Source organism: Pseudorhizobium banfieldiae (genome assembly GCF_000967425.1).
Classification (GTDB): domain Bacteria; phylum Pseudomonadota; class Alphaproteobacteria; order Rhizobiales; family Rhizobiaceae; genus Neorhizobium; species Neorhizobium banfieldiae.
Genome location: NZ_FO082820.1, coordinates 1,966,766 through 1,989,771, shown reverse-complemented (window position 1 = coordinate 1,989,771; position 23,006 = coordinate 1,966,766). Strand labels below are relative to the sequence as shown.

The window sequence follows — 23,006 nt, the reverse complement described above, 5'->3', positions numbered from 1 at the left end:
TTACCTTTCCACCAGCGCCATCTTGGCGTTGAACCAGTTCATGAAGATCGACGTCACGATGCTGATGCTGAGATACACAGCCAACCAGATCGACACGACCTCGATCGCCTGACCGGTCTGATTCATGGTCGTGCCGCCCGTCGCCACGAGTTCGGGAAAGCCGATGGCGATGCCGAGCGAGGAGTTCTTGGTCAGGTTGAGATACTGGCTCGTAAGCGGCGGGATGATGATCCGCATTGCCTGCGGCATGACGACCAGCCTTGTCGTCGTCGATGGCTGCAGCCCGAGCGCAGACGCGGCTTCGGTCTGCCCTTTAGGCACGCCCTTGATGCCGGCGCGGAAAATCTCAGCGATGAACGACGCGGTATAGAATGCGAGTGCGAGGTAAAGCGCCACGAATTCCGGGGCGATCACGCTGCCGCCGGTGAGGTTGAAGCGTCCTGCTACCGGGTAGTCGAACGTCAGTGGCATCCCGCCGAGGATGAATGCGAGCAATGGCAGCCCGATGATCAGCGCCATGGCGGTCCAGCCGGTGTGGAATGGCTGTCCCGTCGCTGCCTGGCGAGCCTTCGCCCACCGCGCGATGACAAGAGCGGCAATGATAGCGACGACAAAGGCAATCGGGATGAGGATGGCGCCATCTCCCCATATCGGTCGGGGGAAAGCCAGACCTCGATTGTTGAGGAACATGCTGAATGGCAGTTCGAGGGAATCGCGCACCTGCGGTAGTGCGCCAAGGACCCCCTTGTAGAAGAAGAAGATGACGAGCAGGACGGGGATGTTGCGGAACACCTCGACATAGATCGTGCAAAGCTTGGCGATCAGCCAGTTCCGGGAGAGGCGCCCGATGCCGATCAGAAAGCCGATGATCGTTGCGGTGACGATCCCGACCGCCGCAACGAGCAGCGTGTTCAGGAAACCGACGAAAATGGCCCTGCCATAGGTGGAGTCGCTCGTATAGGGAATAAGCGACTGGCCGATATCAAATCCGGCACGGCCGTTCAGGAACTGGTAACCGGAAGCGGTGTTGGAACGCGCCAGGTTCTCGGTCGTGTTGTCGAATATCCACCAACCCACGAAGATGGTGATGACGAGAGTGAGCGCCTGGAAGAACAGCCCGCGAAACTTCGGATCGTAGATGTATGAAGTCAACGATCGTCCAGCGGGCGGCGCAGCTACAGCGTGATCGGTCATGCCGGCCTATTTCCCCTTCGACCCTTTTCGGGTCTTCTTTTCTTATGATTCAGAAGGGATGAGGCTAAGCCGCCTCATCCCGGATCGATTGCCGATCAGCGGATCGGCATTGCGTACTGAAGGCCGCCGTCGGTCCACAGTGCATTGAGGCCACGCTCGATCTTCAGCGGCGTGCTCATGCCGATGTTGCGCTCGAACACCTCGCCGTAGTTACCGACGTGCTTGATGATGTTGTATGCCCAGTCATTGCCGAGGCCGAGGTCGGTTCCGATCTTGGAATCGGCTTCAACACCGAGAAGACGACGGATTTCCGGGTTTTCGGAGTTCTTCATCTCGTCGACGTTTGCCTGGGTGATGCCGAATTCTTCAGCCTGAACCATGGCGTAATGGCTCCAGGAGACGATGTCGAACCACTGGTCGTCACCCTGGCGGACTGCCGGGCCGAGCGGCTCCTTGGAGATGATCTCCGGCAGGACCATGTGCTCGTCAGGATTGGAGAGCGACAGGCGGATCGAGTAGAGGCCCGACTGGTCGGTCGTATAGACGTCGCAACGACCTTCCTGGTAAGCGGCGTTCACTTCCGGCAGCTTTTCGAAAACAACCGGGTTGTACTGGAGGTTGTTGGCCTTGAAGTAGTCCGCCAGGTTCAGTTCGGTCGTGGTTCCGGACTGGACGCAGACCGCGGCGCCGGAGAGTTCAAGCGCCGACTTCACGTTGAGCGACTTCGGGACCATGAAGCCCTGGCCGTCGTAGTAGTTGACGGTACGGAAGTTGAGGCCGAGAGCCGTGTCGCGGTTGATCGTCCACGTCGTGTTGCGGAACATCACGTCGCCTTCACCCGACTGCAGTGCCGTGAAGCGGGTCTGTGCGGTGGTCGGGGTGAACTTCACCTTGGACGGATCATTGAAGATGGCAGCAGCAATTGCGCGGCAGTAGTCGACGTCGAAACCGGTCCAGTTCCCCGACGCATCCGGCGCAGAGAAGCCTGCAAGCCCGGTGTTGACCACGCATTGTACGAAACCTTTCGCCTTGACGTCGTCAAGGGTGGCAGCGGATGCAGCCGAGGCGGCGCCCAGGACTGCTGCGCCAATCGTGGCAGACAGAAGCGTCTTTTTCATTTTCCCAACCTTTATCTTTTGGTTTTCTAATCTCGTCGCGATGAAGTTCGACAGCCGAACCCATGCCGCGCCCCACCAACCTCCCGGATGCGGGGAGCGCTATCACAGTCGCAAACGCCAGCATGGTCAAGTCTGCGGCGTTCAAATTGTGTCCAAAAAGAGTCAAACCTTCCTGATATGCCTAATGCAGTGACAGACTCCCAAACCTTAGGCAGTGGTTGCCAAATGCATTGGCGATGGTGCCATCCGCAGCTGTCGCCTCGGGCTTGACCGGCCTCACGACAGGCGGCAACATCCGGCCACCTTCCAGCAGAGAGCCTCTTCCGACATGAAAAACAGGTCTACCTTGTCCGCCGACGCCGGCGTCAACACGCGTCTTGCCCATGTGGGGCATGACCCGTTCAGCTATCACGGCTTCGTCAATCCCCCGGTAGTCCATGCATCGACGGTCCTGTTCCCCGATTGCCGCACCATGGAGACACGGGCGCAGAAATATACCTACGGAACACGAGGCACACCGACCACGGACGCGCTGTGCGAAGCTCTTGATGAGCTCGAAGGCTCCGCCGGAACCATCGTGGTCCCCTCAGGCCTCGCAGCGATTTCGGTGCCGTTCCTGGCTTTCCTCTCTGCGGGCGACCATGCACTCATCGTCGATTCCGTCTATGCCCCGTGCCGGCTCTTTTGCAACACGATGCTGAGGCGGCTGGGCGTGGAGATCGAGTACTGTGATCCCGAGATCGGCGGCGGGATCGAGAGCCTGATGCGGCCGAACACGAGGCTGGTGCATACGGAAGCTCCTGGCTCAAACACCATGGAGATGCAGGATATCCGGGCCATCTCGGAGGCGGCCCACCGCCACGGATGCGTGGTAACCATGGACAATACATGGGCCACGCCTCTCTACTTCCGCCCGCTGGATTTCGGGGCTGACATCTCCATCCATGCCACCACCAAATATCCGTCCGGACACTCGGATATCATCATGGGATCGGTGTCCGCGAACGCCAAGTACTGGCCGCAACTGCATGATGCTGCCATCACGATGGGGATATGCGGCTCGCCGGACGATTCCTATCAGATCTTGCGTGGATTGCGGACGATGGGCGTCCGACTGGAGCATCACCAGAAAAGCGCACTCGAGATCGCGCGGTGGCTGGAGAGCCGGGATGACGTCGCGCGGGTCCTGCATCCGGCCTTGCCGAGCTTTCCGGGGCACGAGATCTGGAAACGCGACTTCAAGGGAGCGAGCGGCGTCTTTTCCTTCGTGCTGAAGGTCGACGATGCCGGCCGTTTCAGCAAGAAGGCTCATGCCTTGCTCGATACGCTGGCGCTCTTCGGGCTCGGTTACTCCTGGGGAGGCTATGAAAGCCTGGCGGTGCCGGTCAACCTGTCGGACCGGACGATCCGCAAGGCGCCACTGGATGGACCGGTCATCCGGCTGCAGATCGGGCTCGAAGACGTTGCAGACCTGAAGAAGGATCTCGAGGCCGGCTTCGCGGCCGCCGCAGCAATTTGATTCAGGACATCCGGTAGCCGTAGAGCCAGTCAAGCTCCGCAGCCAGCGACTGCGGCGGCTTTACCGCAAGAACCAGATCGCGCCCGAGGCGTATGGGGCCGCGGGCATGATAGGCGAAGCGGTTGAACGCTCCACGGGCGCGAACGCGGGCAATCCTCGCCGTCCGCTCTGCCTCAAACATGGAAATTGCCGTCGCAATCGACGTTGCGCCGGACACTCGTGCTGCCAAAGCGAAAGCGTCTTCGATCGCCATGGCAGCACCCTGTGCCGCGAACGGCATCATCGCATGGGCCGCATCGCCGATGATGACGATGTCGCTGCCGTTCTGCCATCGGCCTGTGGAGACTTGATGGAGCGGCCAGAAGGTAGGTGTTACGACAGACGAGAGCAGTTGAAGCAACTGCCTGTCCCACCTGCCGAATTGCGCCAACAGCATGCGATGCTGGGTATCACTTGCCGTTGCATCCCAGACGTTCGCTGATGAGATGCCGGACGCGATCGCGACGAGATTGATGCTGTTGGTATCGTTAAGGGGATAGGCGACGAGATGTGCCGACGGGCCGAGAAAGGCGGTGACCTGTCTGAGTGACAGCCACTCGGGGACGTTCGCTTGGGGCAGGTTGAAGCGCCAGGCCACGTTGCCCGAAAAGCTCGCGACCGGAGCTCCGGGGACCTGCTCGCGGACTTCGGACCAGACACCATCGGCGCCGATGATCAGAGGATAGGATTTGTTGGAAACGGCCTTGATGCTCGCACGGATGTCGCAACGCAGCGGGGTGCCAAGGCGAAGACTGCAGAGCGGACTGGCGCGGACCGCCGCCTGCAATGCGCCTTGAAGTGTTGCCCGATGCAGGACGCCATAGGGAGCGCCCCACCGCTTGCGGGCAAACTCGCCGACCGGAACATGGGCCAGGTTGCGCCCCGAAGTTCCCGACACGAGCGCGATCCGCTCAGGTTCGGCCCAGGTGGCCTCAAGCGCCGGCAGAACGCCTAGTTCGCCAAGTATCCGCGAGGCATTGGGCGAGATCTGGAGCCCTGCGCCGACCTCTCGGAGCTCCGGCGCCTCCTCGAAGATGTCGCACGCGATGCCATGGCGCGCGAAGGAGAGCGCAGCGGTGAGCCCTGCCACTCCGGCCCCAACGACTGCAACTCTCTCGACAGACATGGATTAGTGACTTCGCGTCAGGCGGCCTTGACGTGGAAGACGCATCCCGGAGGGTTCGTCTGCTCAGGCTTGAGGGTCGCGTTGTAGCGGTAAAGCGTAGAGCAATAGGAGCAGACCTTTTCGCTGTCGTCGCCCATATCGATGTAGATGTGCGGATGGTCGAAGGGCACCGATGCGCCGGTGCACATGAACTCCTTCACGCCGATCTCGATCATGCGATGTCCGCCGTCGTTCTGGAAATGGGGAATGCTGTGCCCGGCCATGGTCGTCTCCGAATGCTTGTCATTGGCGGCGGACATTATAGTCCCCGTATGGGAATGTGTAGTGGGAAAAGGGCCGGGGGAGGCTGGAAACTCGGGTGCGGCCGGAATACATGCCCGTGATGCGTCCGACTATGACCAAGGCTATTCCATGAACCTCGATGCTCCGCCGTTTTCATCCTTCCGCCACAATCGTCTCGACCTCTACTATCTGGACGAGGGCGACCCGGCGGGGGCCCCGGTACTTCTGATCCACGGTTTTGCCTCCAGCGCTCTCGTCAACTGGGTCCATCCAGGCTGGGTGAAGACGCTGGGCGAGGCAGGTTACCGGGTGATCGCCATCGATAACCGCGGCCATGGCCTCAGTGATAAGCCGCGCGACCCGGAAGCCTACCGCCCCTGGGTCATGGCCGAAGATGCCGTTGCGCTTCTCGATCACCTGCGGATACCTGAGGCGCACGTCATGGGCTATTCGATGGGCGCGCGGATATCGGTCTTCCTGGCGCTCGCTCACCCGCATCGTGTCAGGTCGCTCGTCCTGGGCGGGCTCGGCAGCGGGATGACCGACGGCGTAGGGGACTGGGATCCGATCGCCGATGCGCTTCTGGCGCCTTCGCTCGATGACGTCGATCATGATCGCGGCAGGATGTTCCGCGCGTTCGCGGAGCAGACGAGGAGCGACCGGGAGGCGCTGGCCGCCTGCATTCGCGGTTCGCGGGATCTGGTGGCAGAAGCCGATATGGGCCGGATTGAAGTCCCGACCCTGATCGGCGTCGGAACAAAGGATGATATCGCCGGTTCGCCCCACAAGCTGGCGGCGCTGATGCCGAATGCTAGGGCGCTCGACATTCCGGGCCGCGACCACATGCTGGCGGTCGGTGACAAGGTGTTCAAGAAGGCTGTGCTCGATTTCTATGCCGAACACTGACCGGCGTTCGCTGTGATTGAACATAGCCGTCAACGAAATGCGATTTCGTTGCCATTGGTCTTGCTATATCGTCATTCTATATGACCGACGGCTAGAGAAACGAGGAGACGGCCATGGCCGCAAGAACCGAGATCCGCCCGAAGGAGCCTGTCGCGACTGTCGATCCCATCTGGGACACGATGCGGCAGGAGGCGCGGGCGGCTGCCGACAACGATCCGCTTCTGGCAGCCTTCCTCTATTCGACAGTCCTCAATCACACGTCGCTGGAGGATTGCGTCATCCACAGGATCTGTGAGCGCCTTGATCATCCCGACCTTCAAGCCGTGCTGCTCCGCCAGACCTTCGCGGAGATGCTGGTCGACTGGCCTGAATGGGGCAGCGTCCTGCGGGTGGATATCCAGGCCGTCTACGATCGCGATCCCGCCTGCCTGCGCTTCCTGGAGCCGGTGCTGTATTTCAAGGGCTTCCACGCGATACAGACACACCGCCTGGCGCACTGGCTGCTTGCGCGCGGGCGCCGCGACTTCGCACTCTATCTGCAGAGCCGGGCGTCAAGCGTTTTCCAGACCGACATCAATCCGGCAGCGCGGATCGGCAAGGGCATCTTCCTCGATCACGCCACGGGCCTCGTGGTAGGTGAGACGGCAGTCATCGGCGACAACGTCTCGATCCTGCATGGCGTGACGCTTGGCGGTACCGGCAAGGAAGGAGCCGATCGGCATCCGAAGATCGGCAACGGCGTGCTGATCGGGGCTGGTGCCAAGATCCTCGGCAACATCGATATCGGTTCGTGCTCGCGCGTCGCCGCGGGGTCCGTCGTGCTCAAGTCGGTACCGTCGAAGAAGACGGTGGCGGGGGTTCCGGCCAAGGTGGTCGGGGAGGCCGGATGTTCCGAACCGGCCCGGCTGATGGACCAGTTGCTGACCTCCGACGAGTGAGCGATGGAGGCAAGGTACTTGCCGCCCCCGCCGGAAAAGTGCCGGCGGGTTGGTGGCTGCCTTTACTTTGCCCTTGATGGCATGGCACAAGCGCCGCGAACCGAACCGCTTACGGAGAAGACATCGTGAAACCTGACGAAATCAAGAAGCTGGACGGCTATTTCAAGCGGATGTTCAATCCGCAGATGGTCGTCAAGGCTCGGCCGAGGAAGGACGATTCCGCAGAAGTCTATCTTGGCGAAGAGTTCCTGGGCGTCGTCTACCTCGATGATGAAGACGGCGACCGCTCGTACAATTTCTCGATGGCGATCCTCGACGTCGATCTTTGAGCCCCCGTGGGGACTGTATACTTTGTGCGCTGCACAAAACTCCTTGACTCACGGAGAAGCCCGCCATTCTATGAGCGGGTGCGAATGAACAAGGGGCACTGCTATGTTCAGTTTCGATAATGCCAGCAAAAGCATGGAGACCATGGAGGAGATGCTGAAAGGCTACTCCGATATGACCAAGGGCTTCCAACTCATTGCGGCCGAGGCGACCGATTATTCCCGCCGGTCGTTCAACGAAATGACTGCATTCATGGAATCGCTGATGTCGGCTCGCGGCATGGAAGAAGCCTACCAGATCCAGACAGGCTACATGAAGTCGTCCTATGATGCGTTCGTTGCCGAGGCAGCCAAGTTTGGCGAACTCTATTCGCAACTTGCAAAGACCGGCTACAAGCTACAACCGCAACCTTCGACAGCCGTTTCGACTGAGGTTGTGGCCGCCGACGCGGCCTGACCGGAAGGAAGAGCCAGCAGGAATTCAGAGGCCGGTGACGGATCCGTCGCCGGCCTCGTGATTCCGACGACTTGAGAATTTGCGGCTGGAGCGGGTCGGGGACGGAATAGTGATTGCGTGGCGGCGAGGGGGGCTTAAAATCGCAGCCCGATGAACTAAGTTAGTACGATCTGATGTCCGCCGCTCGAGCCGATCGCGTTCGTCGGACGATTGGGGAATGAATGAAGATGATCGCACGGCCGATCTTGATGCAAGATGACAAAAGCGGCGACGGAGACAACGCTAATCGCGGCACGTCCGTTATCACCCGCACGAAGCCGAAAACGAAGAAACCAAATCTGTACCGCGTACTGCTGTTGAATGATGACTACACGCCGATGGAGTTCGTCATCCACATTCTGGAGCGTTTCTTCCAGAAGGATCGCGAAGCAGCCACGCGGATCATGCTCCACGTTCATAATCATGGCGTGGGGGAATGCGGAATCTACACGTACGAGGTCGCGGAGACGAAGGTGAGCCAGGTCATGGACTTTGCCCGGCAGCACCAGCATCCGCTCCAATGCGTGATGGAAAAGAAGTGAGGAGCCCACGTGCCAACTTTCTCGCCTAGTCTTGAAAAGGCGCTACACCAGGCACTGACCTATGCGAACGAGCGGCATCATGAATATGCCACGCTCGAGCACCTGCTTCTGGCATTGATCGACGATGCCGATGCAGCAGCGGTCATGGGTGCTTGTAACGTCAACCTCGACGCTCTGCGCAAGACCGTGATGGACTACGTCGACAACGAGCTTGCCAATCTCGTCACCGGTTACGACGAGGATTCAAAGCCGACGTCCGGCTTCCAGCGCGTGATCCAGCGTGCCGTCATCCATGTCCAGTCATCCGGCCGGGAAGAGGTCACGGGCGCGAATGTGCTCGTTGCGATCTTCGCGGAGCGCGAAAGCCATGCCGCCTTTTTCCTGCAGGAGCAGGAAATGACCCGGTACGACGCGGTCAACTACATCTCCCACGGGATCGGCAAGCGGCCCGGTGCCTCTACCATACGTCCGCCTCGCGGCGCAGACGAAAGCGATGCCGACGCAAAACCGGCGCGCGAGCAGGAGGATGGATCCGGCAAGAAGCCCGCAGAGGCTCTGAAGGCCTATTGTGTCAACCTTAACGAGAAGGCCAAGGGCGGCCGCATTGATCCGCTGATCGGCCGCAACTCCGAGGTCAACCGGACGATCCAGGTCCTTTGCCGCCGGTCGAAGAACAATCCCCTCTATGTGGGCGATCCCGGCGTCGGCAAGACGGCGATCGCCGAAGGTCTCGCCAAGCGCATTGTTGAGGGCAAGGTGCCCGAGGCACTCGCTGACGCCACCATCTTCTCGCTGGACATGGGCACGCTGCTCGCTGGCACCCGCTATCGGGGCGATTTTGAAGAACGCCTGAAGCAGGTGGTGAAGGAGCTGGAAGAATATCCCGGCGCGGTCCTGTTCATCGACGAGATACACACCGTCATCGGGGCGGGCGCAACGTCCGGCGGTGCGATGGATGCATCGAATCTGCTGAAGCCGGCGCTCTCGTCCGGGGCAATCCGCTGCATAGGCTCGACGACCTATAAGGAATATCGGCAGTTCTTCGAAAAGGACCGGGCGCTCGTCCGCCGCTTCCAGAAGATCGATGTCAACGAGCCGTCTGTCGATGATGCGATCGAGATCATGAAGGGGCTCAAGCCCTATTTCGAGGAGTATCACAAGCTCCGCTACACGAACGAGGCGATCAAGTCGGCGGTCGAGCTCTCCGCCCGCTACATCTCCGACCGTAAGCTGCCGGACAAGGCGATCGACGTGATCGACGAAACCGGCGCGGCGCAGATGCTGCTGCCCGCCTCGAAGCGGCGCAAACTGATCACCGAAAAGGAGATAGAGGCGACGATCGCCACCATGGCCCGGATCCCGCCGAAGACGGTTTCCAAGGACGACGAGATGGTTCTCGCCAACCTGGAGAAGGAACTCCGTTCGGTCGTCTACGGCCAGGACAAGGCGATCGAAGCCCTTTCGACATCGATCAAGCTCGCCCGTGCCGGCCTTCGCGAACCGAACAAGCCAATCGGCGCCTACGTCTTCTCCGGCCCGACCGGCGTGGGCAAGACGGAGGTTGCAAAGCAGTTGGCGTCGTCGCTCGGCGTGGAACTGCTGCGCTTCGACATGTCGGAATACATGGAGCGGCACACGGTCTCGCGCCTGCTCGGCGCACCTCCCGGCTATGTCGGCTTCGACCAGGGTGGCCTCTTGACCGACAGCGTCGACCAGCACCCGCATTCCGTGGTATTGCTGGACGAGATCGAGAAGGCGCATCCAGACATCTTCAACATCCTGTTGCAGGTCATGGACCACGGTTCGCTGACCGACCACAACGGCAAGAAAATCGATTTCCGCAACGTCATCCTGATCATGACGACCAATGCGGGCGCATCGGAAATGGCCAAGGCCGCGATCGGCTTCGGTTCCTCCAAGCGCACGGGCGAGGATGAAGAGGCACTCAACCGCCTGTTCACGCCGGAATTCCGCAACCGGCTCGACGCGACAATCCCCTTTGCGCCGCTGCCGACGGAGGTCATCCACCAGGTCGTCCAGAAGTTCGTCATGCAGTTGGAGACGCAGCTTTCAGAGCGCAACGTCACCTTTGACCTGCAGCCCGATGCAATCGCCTGGCTGGCGGACAAGGGCTATGACGAGCGCATGGGCGCACGTCCGCTGGCGCGGGTCATCCAGGAGCACATCAAGAAGCCGCTCGCCAACGAGATTCTGTTCGGCAAGCTGCGCAAGGGTGGTGTCGTTCACGTAACGGTCGGCAAGCAGGAAGATGGCACCGACGGCCTGATCCTGGAGTGCATTCCGGAAGCCGTGCCGGTGAAGCCGAAGCCGGAAGCCGAAGTCGAAGAGGCTTCGGAAGAGGCTGGCGCGAAGGCGAAGAAGTCGCGTCCCGCAAAGAAGTCCAAGGGCAGGGATGACGGCGAACCCGCCAGGCCGATGGCAGAAGCCGACGTGACTGCCTCCGAGGAGGCGCCGCAGACGCCACCTCGCAAGGGCAGCATTGTGCCACGCGTGCCGAAGTCGAAGTAACGATATCACCACATTGGCAATGCCGGGTATCTTGCCCGGCATTGCCTTTTCCTGCGGCCAGTCCGCCTTGCCTTCGGTTTCCTTATGTCGCCAAGCAGTGATACGCAGTCTGCCTCCTTCTGGTTCCTGACCGGGATGCGGGGCATCACTTCGCTGCCCGCCATCATCCTGATGACCTCCTTCGTCGGATTCAGCGCCTTTGCCTTTGAATCGGGAATCTCGCGAGGCGAAGCCATCTTCATGACCATCTCGATCTGGGCGCTGCCGGCGAAGATGATCCTCGTCGGCATGATGGCGAGCGGCGCTCATATCGCTGCGTGTTTCGTCGCCGTGACGCTCTCGTCCATCCGTATGATGCCGATGGTTGCGTCGCTGGTTCCGGAGATGCGGACGGGGCGCACCCCTACTTGGTTGCTCCTGCTGTTATCGCACTTCGTCGCCATCACTGCCTGGGTTTTTGCGACGCAGCGTCTCCGGGATGTGCCGCGGGAGCATCGGGCGACCTTCTTCGCCGGATTCGGGATTACGCTGACGCTGACCAACACCCTGATCGTCGCCGTCTGCTATGGAGTGGTCCAAACGTTTCCGCCGGTTGTCTCAGGCGCATTGTTCATGCTGACGCCGGTCTATTTCCTCGCATCCATCTGGGCGACGGCCCGACAGGCGGTGGTTCGGCTTGCCTTTGTCATCGGGGTGGCTTCCGGTCCGATGCTGGCACTTGTGTCACCGGGATTTGACGTTCTCTATGCGGGAATCGGCGGCGGAACGCTCGCCTATCTCATCGATCGCTTCTGGATTCGGGGGCGGAAGCGGACGGTTCAGGCGGAGAAGCTGCATGGGCGATGAGTGGTGGCCCTATATCGTGATCGCCGTTGCCGGCTGGCTGGCAACCGACATCTGGCGGTGGCTCGGGGTCCTGGCTGGCAACAGGCTGGATGAGGATTCCGAGGCCCTGTACTGGGTGAGGGCGGTCGCAACGGCGCTGGTGATGGCGGTGACCGCGAAGCTTATCGTCTTCCCGACCGGAACCCTGGCCGATGCGCCACTGTGGCTGCGACTCGGCGCTGCCGGGATAGGCTTCGGTGCATTCCTGATCGCGGGGCAGCGGATCGGCGTTGCAGTCGTCACCTCTACCCTACTCCTGGGCCTTGGCCTTTACTGGCTTGGCTTCTAGCGCTACCCAACCTGCCAATCCACACCCTGCCTCACCCATACGGAATCCCCATGACAGACAGAATACTTCGCCCAGCAGAACCCGCCGACGCGGCCGAGCGCCGCTCGAGAACGCCCGTGGTGGTTTATCCAAACGGGACGCTGGCGGCGCCGGACCTGGATCGGCTGGGACGGGCCCGGGAGACGCTGGAGAAGATCGACGAGGTGATCGTGCCGCCACGCGATGGGCGCACATTCACGGTGCCGAAGGGGCATTTCTTCCGTGTCGTCAGCATAGAGGGGCCGCAGGTCGGGGATCTCAACCTTTGGAACGCCAATGACCTCAACGAACGGTTCTTCAGCGGCAAGACCAGGGCGCTGCACGCGACACACCTGTCTGTCGGTGATCGGCTCTGGAGCACGCTGCCGTCGCTGCGGCCCATGGCGACGATCACCCACGATACGCTCGGTTGGTATGGCTGGGACGATGATGGTGCAGGCGTGCATGACGTCATTGGCACGCGCTGCGATCCTTACACGAACCGGCTCTTGAGCGGCGGCGACTATCACAACTGCTGCCATTCCAACCTTTGCCGCGCGCTGTCTTCTGCCCGGGGAATGTCGTTCAAGGAGGCGGAACCGCATGTCCACGACGTCCTGAACGTCTTCATGTGCACCGGCTTCACGAAGGATACGCACCAGTACTTCATGAAGGCGAGCCCGGTGCGGCCGGGGGACTACCTGGAATTCTTCGCCGAGATCGACCTGCTGGGTGCTCTCTCCGCCTGCCCGGGAGGAGACTGTGGCAGCTCGCATTCAAGCGATGTGGCGGCCTGCTATCCCTTGAAGGTTGAAGTGTTCCGGCCGGACATGGACCTGCTGTCGGACTGGCCGTTTCCGGACCGGAACGGCTATGTGAGCCCGGTCTGACATCCGTGCGTTGAAAAAGGAAGGCTGACGAGCCTCCCTTCTGGTTTGCGAGCATGCCTTACAGGGCGGCCCTGATCTTTTCGGCGTTGGTCTTCAGGATGTCACCGTCTTCCATCTTGCCAGAATGCGGCCTCAGCGGCTCGCCTTCGCGGCGTGGGATGACGTGGAAGTGCAGGTGATAGACCGTCTGCCCGGCGGCCGGTTCGTTGAACTGGGCGATGAAGATCCCGTCGGCGTCGAAGGCTTCCTTTGCCGCCTTCGCGAGCTTCTGGACAACCGGGATGGTCTTCGACAATGCCGCCGGGTCCGCGTCGAGGAGGTTGCGAGATTGCGATTTCGGTACCACCAGCAGGTGACCGGGAGCCTGCGGCATCACATCCATGAAAGCCAGCGTATCGTCGTCCTCGTAGACCTTGTGGCACGGGATCTCGCCGCGCAGGATCTTCGCGAAGATGTTGTTGTCGTCATAGGTCTGGCCGCTCATTGGCAATCCTCTCCTTCGTCTCTTGATGGTCCTTGCTGCTGCCGTTCTCCCTTGCGGAAGGGGCTGTGCGCCTCGAGGTATTCGCCGACGTGCTCCACGTCACGGCGCTCCCGCTCGAGATGGTCGGCCACGGCACGCCTCAGGCCCGGATGGGCAATGAAGTGCACCGAATGCGTCGTCACCGGCAGGTATCCGCGCGCCAGCTTGTGCTCGCCCTGCGCACCGGCCTCGACCCGTTTCAGCCCCTTGGCGAGAGCGAAATCGATTGCCTGATGATAGCAGACTTCGAAATGAAGGAAGGGGTGATCCTCGATGCTCCCCCAGTGACGGCCATACAGAGCGTCGCCGCCGATGAAGTTGATCGCGCCGGCGATGTAGCGGCCGGTGCGCTTCGCCATCACCAGCAGGATGTCGTCCGCCATGCGCTCGCCGATCAGCGAGTAGAAACCGCGGGTGAGGTAGGGACGGCCCCACTTGCGGCTGCCGGTGTCCATGTAGAAGGCGAAGAACTGGTCCCAGATGTCTTCGGTGAGATCGCTGCCGGTCAGCCAGTCGATGGTGATGCCGTTCTCCACCGCCGTCCGACGTTCCTTCTTCAGGGCTTTCCGCTTGCGCGACGCGAGCGTCTCGAGAAAGGCGTCGTGGTCGGCATAGCCGGCATTGATGAAGTGGAATTGTTGGTCCGTGCGGTGCAGGTACCCGGCTTCCTCGAAGAAGGGCAGTTCTTCCTCCGGCAGGAAGGTGACATGGGCGGAAGAGACGCCGAGCTGTCGTGTCACCTGCTGGAGACCTGCTGCCAGGGTGGCTCGAACGGACGCTTCATCCTGCCCCTCCGAGACGAGCAGGCGCGGGCCGGTCGCCGGGGTAAAAGGGATGCTGCACTGGATCTTCGGATAATATTGCCCGCCGGCGCGTTCGAAGGCGTCAGCCCAGCCATGGTCGAAGACGTATTCGCCCTGGCTGTGGCTCTTGAGGTAGCCGGGGATGGCGCCAAGCAGCGTGCCCGAGGCGTCCTCCAGCAGCGTGTGATGTCCGAGCCAGCCTGTCTTGGCGATAGCCGACCCGGATTCCTCCATGGCCGACAGGTAGGCGTGCGACAGGAACGGATTGTAGATGCCGTGGCCGGACCTCGATGTGCCGGCAAGCCGCGACCAGCGTTCTGGCGTGATCGCGGCAAAGCTCTTCTCGATGCGGATGGAAAGAGGTTCTGTCATCCTATGCGGAAGGGGTCTCCCTTGGGTCGAAGCCCTCGAACGTCATCTGGTCCGCATGAGTATAGGTATGCGCCCGGGCATTTTCATCCCTGACGGTCCACGTGATCACCGGGATGCCTGACTGTCTCTGTGCGGTGACAAAGCTGTTGGGGAGGTGACCGTGAAAATAGGAGATGAAATCCAGTCCGAGATGCATCGCGTCGTCGTGGGCGAACAGGTCTTCCGGCTTCACGCCCTCGGCGGTCAGTCCGACAGGATGGGGTGAACCCGCTTTCTTGAGGTCCTTCAGGATATGGTGGTCGAAGCTCATTAGCGCCACCTTGCCGTCATAGCCCTCCAGCGCCTCCAGCACGGCCTCGGCGAAGCCGTCATCCTCGCCGGAACGCCCCTTGATCTCGATGACGAGCGGAACGCGGCCTGCGACCAGCTTCAGCATCTGCCTGAGGGTGGGGATCTTGTCCGAGGTGCCGCCGACGGCAAGCATGCCGAGTTCTGCTGAGGTGCGCTCGCGCACATCGCCCTTGATGCCGCAAAGGCGTTCAAGATCGTGATCGTGAAAGACGACCGGCACGCTGTCTGCGGCAAGCTGCAGATCGCACTCGATGGCAAATCCCGCCTCGACGGCGCGGGAAAAGGCCGAGAGTGTGTTCTCCCAGACGGTCTTGTTCATGTCGTGATAGCCGCGATGGGCGACCGGCACGTCCTTTATCCATGCGGCGTGACTCATGCTTCGATCTCGATGATGGCGTCGATCTCCACCGAGGCATTGAGCGGCAGTGCTGCCATGCCGACTGCAGCCCGGGCGTGCTTGCCGGCGTTGCCCAGGATGTCGGCGATCAGGTTCGACGCGCCGTTGATGACGAGGTGCTGCTCGGTGAAATCGGGCATCGAGGCGACGAAACCGTTGAGCTTGAGGATGCGGCGAATGCGCCCGAGATCTCCACCGAGCGCTGCCTTAGCCTGGGCAAGGATGTTGATGGCGCAGAGTTCGGCGGCGCGCTGGGCACCCGCGACATCGACGTCACGCCCCACGAGGCCCGTGACCGCAACTTTGCCGTTTTCGATCGGCAACTGTCCGGAGAGATAGAGCGTGTTGCCGCTGATCGTATAGGGGACGTAGTTTGCAGCGGGCGCAGCCGCTGCCGGCAGGACGATGCCCTTCTCCTTCAGGCGGTTCTCGATGGCTTCAGACATGATCGACTCCCAGTGTTTGTTGTAAACGGCTTGAAAATCCGGCATTCAAAGAGGCATAGCCTTGCTGGATGGCGTTCATATAACACCCTCGGTGAGTCCAACAGGAGATAATGAATGATCGACCATGGACGCGTAGCGATCCTCGCCTTCGGTCTGGCCGCGGGAGCGTCCGTGCCGGCACTGGCCGGTGTCGAAGGGGCTGCGGGACTGCTCCCGCATCGCGCGGTCTATGATCTGAAGCTGAAGGACGCATCGGACCGCTCCGGTATCGAGGGACTGAACGGACGTATGGTCTACGAGTTCACCGGATCCGCATGTACCGGCTTCACCACCAACTTCCGTTTCGTGACGCGCATCAGCACCGGCGAGGACACCCGTCTGACCGACCAGCAGACGACGACTTTCGAAAACACGGAGAAGGGTGAGTTCCGCTTCGAGACGAAATCCTTCACCGACGAGCAACTGGACAAGGAAGTGAGCGGGGCCGCAATGGAGGCGGATTCGAAAGTGAAGGTGGCGATCGATCTCCCTGATCCGCGGGAGGTTGAGCTGACAGCGAGCGCTTTCCCGACCGAACACATGCTGGAAGTCATCCGGAATGCCCGCAACGGAAATCGCTTCTTCGAAGCCCGCATCTTCGACGGATCGGAGAACGGTGACCAGAGCATGATCACCAATACGGTGATCGGACCCCAGCAGAAGCCGGAGAAGGATGATGCAGGGGACGCCGCGAAGGCAGGCGAGTTCGCCGACGCGGCCTACTGGCCCGTCTCGATCGCGTATTTCAACGACGGCGGGTCGGGCGACACGACGCCGGTCTATTCCATGTCCTTCAAGCTTTACGAGAACGGCATTACGCGCGACCTCACCATGGATTATGGCGACTTCGTCCTCAGCGGAAGCCTTTCGAGACTGGACCTCCTCGACAAGCCGAGTTGCGACCAGACCCAACCGCGACCGTAGATACCGGTCGGTCTTCGTCCATGAAGGGGAACGCGCATGATGAGCATCGAATTCCTCCTGACGTCACTCGTGATCGTTGCCTCGCCTGGCACCGGCGTCCTTTACACGCTGGCGGCAGGCCTCTCGCGCGGCGCCAAAGCCAGTATCGTCGCGGCACTGGCCTGCACACTGGGGATCGTCCCGCATATTGCCGCAGCCGTGACCGGTCTCGCGGCAGTCCTACATGCCAGCGCACTCGCCTTCGAGATCATCAAGTATCTCGGCGTCGCTTACCTGCTCTACATGGCCTGGCGGACGATCATGGATCGCGGGACGCTGAGCGTCGACGAGGAGCGCGCGCCGCGCTCGCTTCGCCAGACGATCGTCGACGGCATCCTTCTCAACATCCTCAACCCGAAGCTTTCGATCTTCTTCTTTGCCTTCCTGCCGCAGTTCGTCAGCCCGACGCAGGCCGGCGCGCTGCCGAAGATGCTGGTGCTGAGCGGCGTGTTCATGGCGCTCACATTCATTGTCTTCATCGGCTACGGTGTTTTCGCTGCGGCGATGCGCCGGCACGTGATCTCGCGGCCGGCCGTGGTCACCTGGATGCGTCGCACGTTCGCTGCGGCCTTCGTGGCCATGGGCGCCAAACTGGCGCTGGCTGAGCGCTGAGCGCGTTACGGGCCTTGCCGTTCCGCCTCGCGACCGCTATTGCGGCGCCCGAAGGATCGGGTTGAAGAATGTCAGGCACAAACAGCGAGCGCGAACTCATAGCCGAAGGTCCGGCCATTATCCTGGTCGAGCCTCAACTGGGCGAAAATATCGGGATGGTGGCGCGGGCTATGGCCAATTTCGGTCTCGCCGAACTGCGGCTGGTCAACCCACGTGATGGCTGGCCGAGCGAGAAGGCGCGCTCGGCGGCTTCCAAGGCCGACCATGTGATCGACCAGACCCGCGTTTTCCAGAACCTGGAGGAGGCGATCGAGGATTTGAACTTCGTCTACGCCACGACCGCGCGGGAGCGCTACGGCTTCAAACCGGTCCGATCGCCGGTTGTCGCGGCAACCACGCTGCGCGAGAAGTTCAGGGCAGGGGAGAAGACCGGTATCCTCTTCGGCCGCGAGCGTTGGGGCCTCACCAATGAAGAGGTGGCGCTGGCGGACGAGATCGTCACCTTTCCCGTCAATCCGGCATTTGCGTCGCTGAACATCGCCCAGGCGGTGCTGCTGATGTCCTATGAGTGGATGAAGACGGGTCTGGACGACGTGGCGGCCACACCCTTCCAGCCTGTCGAGCAGCGGCCGTCGACCAAGGAGCAGGTCTTCGGCCTCTTCGAGCATCTGGAAGAGGCGCTCGATGCGCGCGGGTATTTTCATCCGCCGGCGAAGAAGCCGAAGATGGTCGACAATCTCCGCGCCGTCATTTCACGCCGCGGCTTCAGCGAGCAGGAGATCAGCGTTTTTCGCGGGGTGATCTCGTCGCTGGACCGGTTCCCGCGGCGATGGCCGAAGAAGACCGGTAGCGCCGGGGAGGCGCCGGAGAATGGCGACGCCTGATCTGAAGCCGGTGCTGATGTTCGATTCGGGCATCGGCGGTCTTACGGTGCTTCGCGAGGCGCGGGTGCTGATGCCGGAGCGCCGCTTCGTCTACGTCGCGGACGATGCCGGCTTTCCCTATGGCGGCTGGGATGAGGAGCAGTTGCGCGAGCGGATCGTCACCCTGTTCGGCGGTCTCATCGAGCGGTACGATCCGGAGATCGCGGTCATTGCTTGCAATACGGCCTCGACCCTCGTGCTTGGCGATCTGAGGTCTGCCTTCCCACAGACCCCCTTCGTGGGAACCGTACCGGCAATCAAGCCGGCTGCCGAGCGGACCCGATCCGGCCTCATCTCTGTGCTGGCCACGCCGGGGACCGTTAAGCGACAGTACACCCGAGACCTCATAGGCGACTGGGCGTCGAAGGTGCATGTGCGCCTCGTAGGCAGCGAGCGTCTTGCCGGACTGGCCGAAACCTATATGCGCGAAGGCTTCGTCGACGAGTCAGCCGTCCGAGACGAGATCGCCCTGTGTTTCATCGAGCAGGACGGGCGCCGGACCGACATCGTCGTCCTTGCCTGCACGCACTATCCCTTCCTGGTCAACCGGATGCGCAAGACCGCGCCCTGGCCGGTCGACTGGATCGATCCTGCCGAGGCAATCGCGCGGCGGGCGCTGTCTCTACTGCCGAAGGAGCGACGGCCAGACGAGCCGATCCCGACGGAACCTGATATCGCCGTCTTCACTTCCGGCAACCCGGATTCCCCCATCCGGCGGCTGATGCAGGGCTTCGGCCTGCGGGCCTGAGCCGGCGGCGTCGCCGCACCTTGCAAAGCGACAGGAACGGTGGCTTGCTGCTGCACGTCATCGAGAGGAATCGCCCATGCCGATTGAAACCTGGCTCGCCTTCGTTGCCGCCTCCGCCGTCCTGTTGGCCATTCCGGGACCGACGATCCTGCTTGTGATCTCGTATGCTCTCGGGCACGGGCGCAAGATCGCCTCGGCCACAGTGGCCGGCGTGGCGCTGGGGGACTTCACCGCCATGACGGCCTCGATGCTCGGGCTAGGTGCTTTGCTGGCAACATCGGCAACGCTCTTTACGGTGCTGAAGTGGATCGGCGCGGCCTACCTCATCTATCTGGGGATCAAGCTGTGGCGAGCGCCGGCCTCGAGCGGGGTGGCCATGGAAGAGGGTAGTGTGCCGTCCGAGCGGCCGTTCAGGATTTTCCTGCACACCTATGTGGTGACGGCGCTGAATCCGAAGAGCATCATGTTCTTTGTCGCCTTCCTGCCGCAGTTCCTCGACCTGACGCGGCCGCTCTTCGTCCAGATGGCGATCTTCGAGACGACCTTCCTGGTGCTTGCCACCCTCAATGCGACGCTCTACGCGCTCCTTGCATCGCTGGCGCGCAACCGGATCCGCAAGCCTCAGGTCCAGCGGATCGTCAATCGTACCGGCGGGTCGCTGATGATCGGCGCCGGGCTCCTGACGCTCGGATGGAAGCGTGCGATGGTCGCGTGATCCCGATTCGGCTGTGAACAAATCTCTTCCGCTCGCGCATCGCGTCTGCATCCGTGATAGACCCCTCGTGCTTGCGGGGAATGAGTCACCGCCAAGAGACTGAGCATACGAGGGCAGTGCATTGCAGGTCGGTATCGATATGGGGACCGTGTCCGGGGGCGCTCCGGCCAAGCTCGATATCGAGGAGCTTCTGGCGACGCGCCTTCTGGTGCAGGGCAATTCCGGTTCGGGCAAGTCCCATCTTCTGCGGCGGCTGCTGGAGCAGTCGGCGCAATGGGTGCAGCAGGTCATCATCGATCCGGAGGGCGACTTCGTCACGCTGGCCGACAAGTACGGACATATCGTCGTCGATGGTGATCGGACCGAGGCTGAACTGATCGGCATTGCTACGCGTATCCGCCAGCATCGCGTTTCGTGCGTCCTCACCCTCGAGGGCCTCGATATCGAGGAGCAGATGCGGGCCGCCGGAACCTTCCTGAACGGCCTGTTCGACGCCGATCGCGAGTACTGGTACCCGGTGCTGGTCGTGGTCGACGAGGCGCAAATGTTTGCGCCTTCGGTCGGCGGCGATGTCTCGGAAGAGGTCCGCAAGATGTCGCTCGGAGCGATGACCAACTTGATGTGCCGCGGTCGAAAGCGGGGATTGGCCGGCGTGATTGCCACGCAGCGCCTTGCCAAGCTGGCGAAGAATGTCGCGGCGGAAGCCTCCAACTTCCTGATGGGCCGTACCTTCCTCGATATCGACATGGCGCGAGCCGCCGATCTACTCGGCATGGACCGCCGGCAGGCGGAGATGTTCCGCGACCTGAAGCGCGGCAATTTCGTCGCGCTTGGTCCCGCGCTGTCGCGCCGCCCGCTGCCGATCGTGATAGGCCCGGTGGAGACGTCCGCGCGCTCCTCCAGCCCCAAGCTGATGCCGCTGCCGGATGCGCCCCAGGACGTCGAGGACCTGATCTTCACGCCCGATCCGGAGGAGTTCACCCGGCCGATGGTGCGGCGTGCACCGCCAGCGCCGCGTCCGACCACGGACATCCTCGCGGAACTGTCTCGATCCGCACCGGCTGCAGGACCCGTGCCGCAGGAGCCAGGCCGTCCGACGCAGCCGGAGCTTTCGCCCGAGGAGCGGGAGGAGCGCCTCAATGCGGTTCTCTCGGAAATCATCGACGACCCGCAGGCGGCCTATCGCACAGATGCAGCGCTTTACCAGGATTTCCTGGTACGAGCGCGAATGCGCAGGCTGCCTGGCCCGCCCATGGGGATGAGCGAATTTCGCCGACGGGTCGCGGTCTCGCGGGCAGGGGTGGACAAGGAGACGGCGGAGACAGAGGGTTGGCAGACGGCGCTCGAGCTGTCGGTCCGGGTTTCGGACGATCTGCAGGGCGTCTTCCTAATGCTCGCCAAGGCGGCGCTGCTCGCGGAACCCTGTCCGTCCGACATGCGCATCGCCAAGGCCTACGGTACTCATTCCGCCCGTCGCGCGCGCCGCCTGCTCGGCTATTTCGAGGAGCAGGGCCTGATCGTGGTCCATACGGATTTTGGTGGTAAACGGATCGTCGCCTTTCCCGATCTCGACGTTCAGACCTGCCCCGGTGCGCCCGACGCGCCTGATGCTGAGCCGGTGGCGCGGCAGGACGCGGCGGAATGACACCGTATCGATCACGCTCTTAAGCTGTACGTGAGGTAAGTTCGAGAGAGAAAGCCAGACCCGCGCCGGACGTCCTGACGCGGGCTTGGCCGTTCGGGACTACTCGGCAGCAGTCATCCGGGAGGCCTTGTCGCGCGTTGCCCACAACGAGCCGATGATGCCCGCGGCGAGGATGGCCAGCGTCACCCCGAGCGATACCACCGGCGGGATCTTCGCGAGGCCCAGCATGTCTGCGACGAAGATCTTGGAGCCGATGAAGATCAGGACAACCGACAGCGCGTACTTGAGATACGCGAAGCGGTGGATCAGGGCTGCGAGCGCAAAATAGAGGGCGCGTAGACCGAGGATCGCGAAGATGTTCGACGTGTAGACGATGAAGGGGTCCGTGGTGATGGCAAAGATTGCCGGGATCGAATCGACCGCGAAGACGAGATCCGCGAATTCGATGAGGATCAGCGCCAGCATCAGCGGCGTAAGATAGGTCTTCAGCTTGCCTGTCTTCGGATCCGGCTCGCGGACGAGAAACTTTTCGCCGTGCATGCGGTCGGTGACCGGCAGGCGCTTGCGCAGCACCTTCAAGACCGGATTGCTCTCCACATCATAGGGCTCGCTGCTGGAGAACAGCATCTTGATGCCGGTGATGATCAGGAAGGCGGCGAAGAGGTAGAGAACCCAGCCGTAGTTCTCGACGACAGCCGCACCGGCCGCGATCATGATGCCGCGCAGGACGATCACGCCAAGGATGCCGTAGAGCAGGACGCGGTGCTGATATTGCCGGGGGATCGAGAAATAGCCGAAGATCATCGCGATGACGAAGATATTGTCCATCGCCAGGCTTTTCTCGATGACGAAGCCGGTGAGGTATTCCAGGCTGGCCTGTTGACCGAACTGGCTCCAGACGAAGCCGGCGAAGAGAATGCCGAGCGTCATGTAGAAGCCGGACATCAGGAGGCTCTCCCTGATGCCGATCTCCTTGCTCTTCTTGTGGAGAACGCCGAGATCAAGTGCAAGCAGAGCAATCACGGCGGTGACGAAGGCGAGCCACATCCAGACGGCGGCTCCCTGGAAGTCTACCCAGAGGAAATCCATGACATTGTCCATGCCGGATCAAGTTGATGGGTAGAGCACCGACATCACGGTCGATCCGGCGATACACGTCAGAGGGGCCCGGTGCTGGCGGGCGAGATGGGAAGCCGCCCTGCGCCGTTCAAGAGGCGTCGGGAGGATTTTTTGCAGATACCGTCAGAGGAGGGCGCCGCGGCTTCCGACCGATGCGGAACCTCCCATTCGGCTCTCGCTGTTGACAATCGCGCAACTTCCTCATAAAGACCCGCCAGCACCGGGTGGCAACGCCCGGTGTTTCATTTGACAT

25 protein-coding genes are annotated in these 23,006 nt (G+C 61.7%); 16 read left to right on the top strand and 9 right to left on the bottom strand.

Translation table 11 applies throughout. The features are described 5' to 3' along the window. Both NT26_RS09840 and NT26_RS09835 read right to left on the bottom strand, forming a co-directional pair. Window positions 1–1,194: an amino acid ABC transporter permease gene (locus tag NT26_RS09840; protein ID WP_052638631.1), complete on the bottom strand. Its 1,194-nt coding sequence runs from the start codon at window positions 1,192–1,194 to the stop codon at window positions 1–3. 95 nt (window positions 1,195–1,289) lie between these two features. Beyond that, window positions 1,290–2,312: an amino acid ABC transporter substrate-binding protein gene (locus tag NT26_RS09835; protein WP_052638630.1), complete on the bottom strand. Its 1,023-nt coding sequence runs from the start codon at window positions 2,310–2,312 to the stop codon at window positions 1,290–1,292. Window positions 2,313–2,640: 328 nt separating this feature from the next. On the opposite strand from NT26_RS09835, the gene NT26_RS09830 reads away from it, so the two are divergent. Next, window positions 2,641–3,831 carry a cystathionine beta-lyase gene (locus NT26_RS09830; RefSeq protein ID WP_052638629.1) on the top strand — a complete coding sequence of 397 codons (1,191 nt, stop codon included), beginning with the start codon at window positions 2,641–2,643 and terminating at the stop codon, window positions 3,829–3,831. 1 nt (window position 3,832) lies between these two features. Here the strand turns inward: NT26_RS09830 and NT26_RS09825 are convergent, their stop codons facing one another. Both NT26_RS09825 and NT26_RS09820 read right to left on the bottom strand, forming a co-directional pair. After that, window positions 3,833–4,996, bottom strand: a complete 1,164-nt coding sequence (locus NT26_RS09825; protein WP_052638628.1) for an FAD-dependent monooxygenase — start codon at window positions 4,994–4,996, stop codon at window positions 3,833–3,835. Window positions 4,997–5,013: 17 nt separating this feature from the next. Next, complete coding sequence (locus NT26_RS09820; RefSeq protein ID WP_052642020.1) at window positions 5,014–5,259, bottom strand: zinc-finger domain-containing protein; 246 nt, start codon at window positions 5,257–5,259, stop codon at window positions 5,014–5,016. A gap of 148 nt (window positions 5,260–5,407) precedes the next feature. Between NT26_RS09820 and NT26_RS09815 the strand changes: the two genes are divergently transcribed. The 9 genes from NT26_RS09815 (at window position 5,408) to NT26_RS09775 (ending at window position 13,097) form a co-directional block, all read left to right on the top strand. After that, entirely contained in the window at window positions 5,408–6,184 is a 777-nt protein-coding gene (locus NT26_RS09815) for an alpha/beta fold hydrolase (RefSeq protein ID WP_052638627.1), read from the top strand. A 113-nt stretch (window positions 6,185–6,297) separates the two neighbouring features. Then, window positions 6,298–7,122 (top strand): serine O-acetyltransferase, encoded by an 825-nt coding sequence (gene cysE / locus NT26_RS09810; protein ID WP_052638626.1) that lies wholly within the window; start codon window positions 6,298–6,300, stop codon window positions 7,120–7,122. A gap of 125 nt (window positions 7,123–7,247) precedes the next feature. Beyond that, window positions 7,248–7,451 (top strand): DUF3126 family protein, encoded by a 204-nt coding sequence (locus NT26_RS09805; protein WP_052638625.1) that lies wholly within the window; start codon window positions 7,248–7,250, stop codon window positions 7,449–7,451. A gap of 103 nt (window positions 7,452–7,554) precedes the next feature. Then, window positions 7,555–7,905, top strand: a complete 351-nt coding sequence (locus NT26_RS09800; RefSeq protein WP_052638624.1) for a phasin family protein — start codon at window positions 7,555–7,557, stop codon at window positions 7,903–7,905. A 227-nt stretch (window positions 7,906–8,132) separates the two neighbouring features. Then, window positions 8,133–8,486 (top strand): ATP-dependent Clp protease adapter ClpS, encoded by a 354-nt coding sequence (gene clpS, locus NT26_RS09795; RefSeq protein WP_052642018.1) that lies wholly within the window; start codon window positions 8,133–8,135, stop codon window positions 8,484–8,486. Between the two features lie 9 nt (window positions 8,487–8,495). Then, window positions 8,496–11,015, top strand: a complete 2,520-nt coding sequence (clpA, locus tag NT26_RS09790; protein ID WP_052638623.1) for an ATP-dependent Clp protease ATP-binding subunit ClpA — start codon at window positions 8,496–8,498, stop codon at window positions 11,013–11,015. An 84-nt stretch (window positions 11,016–11,099) separates the two neighbouring features. Then, on the top strand, window positions 11,100–11,861 hold the full coding sequence (locus tag NT26_RS09785; protein WP_052638622.1) for an AzlC family ABC transporter permease: 762 nt from the start codon (window positions 11,100–11,102) through the stop codon (window positions 11,859–11,861). Continuing rightward, window positions 11,851–12,189 (top strand): AzlD domain-containing protein, encoded by a 339-nt coding sequence (locus NT26_RS09780; RefSeq protein ID WP_052638621.1) that lies wholly within the window; start codon window positions 11,851–11,853, stop codon window positions 12,187–12,189. The genes NT26_RS09785 and NT26_RS09780 overlap by 11 nt, the downstream gene beginning before the upstream one ends. 50 nt (window positions 12,190–12,239) lie before the next feature. Beyond that, the gene (locus NT26_RS09775) at window positions 12,240–13,097 is read left to right on the top strand and encodes an urea carboxylase-associated family protein (RefSeq protein ID WP_052638620.1); all 858 of its coding nucleotides are present in this window, start codon (window positions 12,240–12,242) and stop codon (window positions 13,095–13,097) included. A 58-nt stretch (window positions 13,098–13,155) separates the two neighbouring features. Here NT26_RS09775 and NT26_RS09770 read toward each other — a convergent pair whose 3' ends face one another. From NT26_RS09770 to NT26_RS09755, 4 genes are read right to left on the bottom strand one after another with little or no spacing between them, the layout of a single operon-like run. Further along, window positions 13,156–13,581 (bottom strand): HIT family protein, encoded by a 426-nt coding sequence (locus NT26_RS09770; protein ID WP_052638619.1) that lies wholly within the window; start codon window positions 13,579–13,581, stop codon window positions 13,156–13,158. After that, window positions 13,578–14,795 carry a GNAT family N-acetyltransferase gene (locus NT26_RS09765; RefSeq protein WP_052638618.1) on the bottom strand — a complete coding sequence of 406 codons (1,218 nt, stop codon included), beginning with the start codon at window positions 14,793–14,795 and terminating at the stop codon, window positions 13,578–13,580. Before NT26_RS09765 ends, NT26_RS09770 begins: the two co-directional genes overlap by 4 nt. 1 nt (window position 14,796) lies before the next feature. After that, window positions 14,797–15,522 (bottom strand): glycerophosphodiester phosphodiesterase, encoded by a 726-nt coding sequence (locus NT26_RS09760; protein ID WP_052638617.1) that lies wholly within the window; start codon window positions 15,520–15,522, stop codon window positions 14,797–14,799. Then, window positions 15,519–15,989: a RidA family protein gene (locus NT26_RS09755; RefSeq protein ID WP_052642016.1), complete on the bottom strand. Its 471-nt coding sequence runs from the start codon at window positions 15,987–15,989 to the stop codon at window positions 15,519–15,521. The genes NT26_RS09760 and NT26_RS09755 overlap by 4 nt, the downstream gene beginning before the upstream one ends. A gap of 114 nt (window positions 15,990–16,103) precedes the next feature. On the opposite strand from NT26_RS09755, the gene NT26_RS09750 reads away from it, so the two are divergent. The 6 genes from NT26_RS09750 to NT26_RS09725 all read left to right on the top strand — a co-directional run bounded on the left by NT26_RS09750 (window position 16,104) and on the right by NT26_RS09725 (window position 21,634). Continuing rightward, complete coding sequence (locus NT26_RS09750; protein ID WP_052638616.1) at window positions 16,104–16,952, top strand: cell envelope integrity EipB family protein; 849 nt, start codon at window positions 16,104–16,106, stop codon at window positions 16,950–16,952. A gap of 39 nt (window positions 16,953–16,991) precedes the next feature. Then, a complete protein-coding gene (locus NT26_RS09745; protein WP_052642014.1) occupies window positions 16,992–17,603 on the top strand; it encodes a LysE family translocator in 612 nt (203 codons plus the stop codon). A 68-nt stretch (window positions 17,604–17,671) separates the two neighbouring features. Further along, a complete protein-coding gene (locus tag NT26_RS09740) occupies window positions 17,672–18,487 on the top strand; it encodes an RNA methyltransferase (protein ID WP_052638615.1) in 816 nt (271 codons plus the stop codon). Continuing rightward, the gene (gene murI, locus NT26_RS09735) at window positions 18,474–19,274 is read left to right on the top strand and encodes a glutamate racemase (RefSeq protein WP_052638614.1); all 801 of its coding nucleotides are present in this window, start codon (window positions 18,474–18,476) and stop codon (window positions 19,272–19,274) included. The genes NT26_RS09740 and murI overlap by 14 nt, the downstream gene beginning before the upstream one ends. A 76-nt stretch (window positions 19,275–19,350) precedes the next feature. Continuing rightward, the gene (locus NT26_RS09730; RefSeq protein ID WP_052638613.1) at window positions 19,351–19,989 is read left to right on the top strand and encodes a LysE family translocator; all 639 of its coding nucleotides are present in this window, start codon (window positions 19,351–19,353) and stop codon (window positions 19,987–19,989) included. 121 nt (window positions 19,990–20,110) lie between these two features. Next, on the top strand, window positions 20,111–21,634 hold the full coding sequence (locus NT26_RS09725; protein ID WP_052638612.1) for a helicase HerA domain-containing protein: 1,524 nt from the start codon (window positions 20,111–20,113) through the stop codon (window positions 21,632–21,634). Window positions 21,635–21,733: 99 nt separating this feature from the next. Here NT26_RS09725 and NT26_RS09720 read toward each other — a convergent pair whose 3' ends face one another. Continuing rightward, on the bottom strand, window positions 21,734–22,723 hold the full coding sequence (locus NT26_RS09720) for a TerC family protein (protein WP_052638611.1): 990 nt from the start codon (window positions 22,721–22,723) through the stop codon (window positions 21,734–21,736). Window positions 22,724–23,006 lie beyond the last annotated feature (283 nt).

Excerpts from the sequence above, each read along its gene's own strand:
- NT26_RS09760 (WP_052638617.1), bottom strand. The coding sequence starts at position 15,522 with ATGAGTCACGCCGCATGGATAAAGGACGTGCCGGTCGCCCATCGCGGC.
- NT26_RS09745 (WP_052642014.1), top strand. The coding sequence starts at position 16,992 with ATGAGCATCGAATTCCTCCTGACGTCACTCGTGATCGTTGCCTCGCCT.
- NT26_RS09835 (WP_052638630.1), bottom strand. The coding sequence starts at position 2,312 with ATGAAAAAGACGCTTCTGTCTGCCACGATTGGCGCAGCAGTCCTGGGC.
- NT26_RS09820 (WP_052642020.1), bottom strand. The coding sequence starts at position 5,259 with ATGGCCGGGCACAGCATTCCCCATTTCCAGAACGACGGCGGACATCGC.
- murI (WP_052638614.1), top strand. The coding sequence starts at position 18,474 with ATGGCGACGCCTGATCTGAAGCCGGTGCTGATGTTCGATTCGGGCATC.
- NT26_RS09720 (WP_052638611.1), bottom strand. The coding sequence starts at position 22,723 with ATGGATTTCCTCTGGGTAGACTTCCAGGGAGCCGCCGTCTGGATGTGG.
- NT26_RS09840 (WP_052638631.1), bottom strand. The coding sequence starts at position 1,194 with ATGACCGATCACGCTGTAGCTGCGCCGCCCGCTGGACGATCGTTGACT.
- NT26_RS09770 (WP_052638619.1), bottom strand. The coding sequence starts at position 13,581 with ATGAGCGGCCAGACCTATGACGACAACAACATCTTCGCGAAGATCCTG.
- NT26_RS09780 (WP_052638621.1), top strand. The coding sequence starts at position 11,851 with ATGGGCGATGAGTGGTGGCCCTATATCGTGATCGCCGTTGCCGGCTGG.
- NT26_RS09800 (WP_052638624.1), top strand. The coding sequence starts at position 7,555 with ATGTTCAGTTTCGATAATGCCAGCAAAAGCATGGAGACCATGGAGGAG.
- NT26_RS09750 (WP_052638616.1), top strand. The coding sequence starts at position 16,104 with ATGATCGACCATGGACGCGTAGCGATCCTCGCCTTCGGTCTGGCCGCG.
- NT26_RS09825 (WP_052638628.1), bottom strand. The coding sequence starts at position 4,996 with ATGTCTGTCGAGAGAGTTGCAGTCGTTGGGGCCGGAGTGGCAGGGCTC.
- NT26_RS09765 (WP_052638618.1), bottom strand. The coding sequence starts at position 14,795 with ATGACAGAACCTCTTTCCATCCGCATCGAGAAGAGCTTTGCCGCGATC.
- NT26_RS09815 (WP_052638627.1), top strand. The coding sequence starts at position 5,408 with ATGAACCTCGATGCTCCGCCGTTTTCATCCTTCCGCCACAATCGTCTC.
- NT26_RS09830 (WP_052638629.1), top strand. The coding sequence starts at position 2,641 with ATGAAAAACAGGTCTACCTTGTCCGCCGACGCCGGCGTCAACACGCGT.
- cysE (WP_052638626.1), top strand. The coding sequence starts at position 6,298 with ATGGCCGCAAGAACCGAGATCCGCCCGAAGGAGCCTGTCGCGACTGTC.
- NT26_RS09755 (WP_052642016.1), bottom strand. The coding sequence starts at position 15,989 with ATGTCTGAAGCCATCGAGAACCGCCTGAAGGAGAAGGGCATCGTCCTG.
- NT26_RS09740 (WP_052638615.1), top strand. The coding sequence starts at position 17,672 with ATGTCAGGCACAAACAGCGAGCGCGAACTCATAGCCGAAGGTCCGGCC.
- NT26_RS09785 (WP_052638622.1), top strand. The coding sequence starts at position 11,100 with ATGTCGCCAAGCAGTGATACGCAGTCTGCCTCCTTCTGGTTCCTGACC.
- NT26_RS09775 (WP_052638620.1), top strand. The coding sequence starts at position 12,240 with ATGACAGACAGAATACTTCGCCCAGCAGAACCCGCCGACGCGGCCGAG.
- NT26_RS09730 (WP_052638613.1), top strand. The coding sequence starts at position 19,351 with ATGCCGATTGAAACCTGGCTCGCCTTCGTTGCCGCCTCCGCCGTCCTG.
- clpS (WP_052642018.1), top strand. The coding sequence starts at position 8,133 with ATGATCGCACGGCCGATCTTGATGCAAGATGACAAAAGCGGCGACGGA.